Below are 1,491 nucleotides of genomic sequence, written 5' to 3' on the forward strand. Positions count from 1 at the left end.
TTCATGCCGATGCTGATGACCGCTGCGGGCACCGTGAAAGCGGCGCGCGTGCTGATCCTTGGTGCCGGTGTGGCCGGCTTGCAGGCGATCGCTACGGCGAAACGCCTGGGTGCAGTGATCGAAGCGTCCGACGTACGTCCTGCGGTTAAAGAACAGATCGAATCCCTCGGCGCCAAGTTCGTCGACGTGCCCTACGAGACCGATGAAGAGCGTGAGTGCGCCGTCGGTGTCGGCGGTTACGCCCGCCCGATGCCGGCCAGCTGGATGCAGCGCCAGGCCGCGGCCGTGCACGAACGCGCCAAGCAGGCGGACATCGTGATCACCACCGCACTGATTCCCGGCCGCAAGGCACCGACGCTGCTCAGTGCAGAAACCGTGGCGCAGATGAAACCGGGCTCGGTGGTCATCGACCTCGCGGCCGCCCAGGGCGGCAACTGCCCGCTGACCGTGGCCGATCAGGTGGTCGTCGCACATGGCGTGACCATCGTGGGCCCGACCAACCTGGCCAGCGCCGTGGCGGCTGACGCTTCGGCGCTGTACGCCCGCAACCTGCTGGACTTCATGAAACTGTTGTTCGATAAAGACGGACAACTGGTGATCAACCTTGAAGACGATATCGTCGCCGCGTGCCTGATGTGCCGCGACGGCCAGATCGTGCGCAAGAACGGCTGAGGATAAAAATAATGGAAGACATGCTGATCTCTCACGGTATCTACAACCTGATCATTTTCGTGCTGGCGATCTATGTCGGCTACCACGTGGTCTGGAACGTCACACCGGCACTGCACACGCCGCTGATGGCGGTGACCAACGCCATTTCGGCCATTGTGATCGTCGGCGCCATGCTCGCCGCCGCCCTCACCGTGACCCCGCTGGGCAAGACCATGGGCACCCTGGCCGTGGCCCTGGCCGCCGTCAACGTGTTTGGTGGCTTCCTGGTGACCCGCCGCATGCTGGAAATGTTCAAGAAAAAAGCGGCCAAAGCGCCGGCGGCCAAGGCCGAAGCAGTCAAGGCCGAGGTGCAGCAAGCATGAGCATGAACCTGGTTACTTCCCTGTATTTGATCGCCTCGGTCTGCTTCATCCAGGCGCTCAAGGGCCTCTCGCACCCCACCACGTCGCGTCGTGGCAACCTGTTCGGCATGCTCGGCATGGGCCTGGCGATTCTCACCACGGTGGGCCTGATCTACAAGCTGGGCTCCGAGTTGGCACAAGACGGCATCGTCTACGTGATCGTCGGCCTGCTGATCGGCGGCACCGCCGGTTCGATCATGGCCAAACGCGTCGAAATGACCAAGATGCCCGAACTGGTCGCCTTCATGCACAGCATGATCGGCCTGGCAGCGGTGTTCATCGCCGTGGCTGCCGTGGTCGAGCCGCAGTCGCTGGGCATCGTGCAGAACCTCGGCGATGCGATCCCGGCCGGTAATCGCCTGGAGCTGTTCCTCGGTGCCGCCATCGGTGCAATCACCTTCTCCGGCTCGGTCATTGC

General features: G+C 63.2%; 2 protein-coding genes and 1 pseudogene. All 3 read left to right on the plus strand.

The window, feature by feature from the left end; translation table 11 throughout:
• A pseudogene (locus tag BSF44_RS29145) lies at positions 1 to 672 on the plus strand (NAD(P)(+) transhydrogenase (Re/Si-specific) subunit alpha); the annotation flags it as partial.
• An 11-nt stretch (positions 673 to 683) separates the two neighbouring features.
• Positions 684 to 1,034: an NAD(P) transhydrogenase subunit alpha gene (locus BSF44_RS29150; RefSeq protein WP_053152987.1), complete on the plus strand. Its 351-nt coding sequence runs from the start codon at positions 684 to 686 to the stop codon at positions 1,032 to 1,034.
• Positions 1,031 to 1,491: NAD(P)(+) transhydrogenase (Re/Si-specific) subunit beta (locus tag BSF44_RS29155; protein WP_172435422.1), on the plus strand; the 461-nt coding region annotated here is incomplete at its 3' end. The genes BSF44_RS29150 and BSF44_RS29155, both read left to right, overlap by 4 nt.

This window comes from Pseudomonas sp. ACN8 (assembly GCF_002303925.1).
Lineage (GTDB): Bacteria > Pseudomonadota > Gammaproteobacteria > Pseudomonadales > Pseudomonadaceae > Aquipseudomonas.

Bases quoted from the DNA above. Each gene is read 5' to 3' on its own strand.
- BSF44_RS29150 (WP_053152987.1), top strand. From the start codon at position 684: ATGGAAGACATGCTGATCTCTCACGGTATCTACAACCTGATCATTTTC.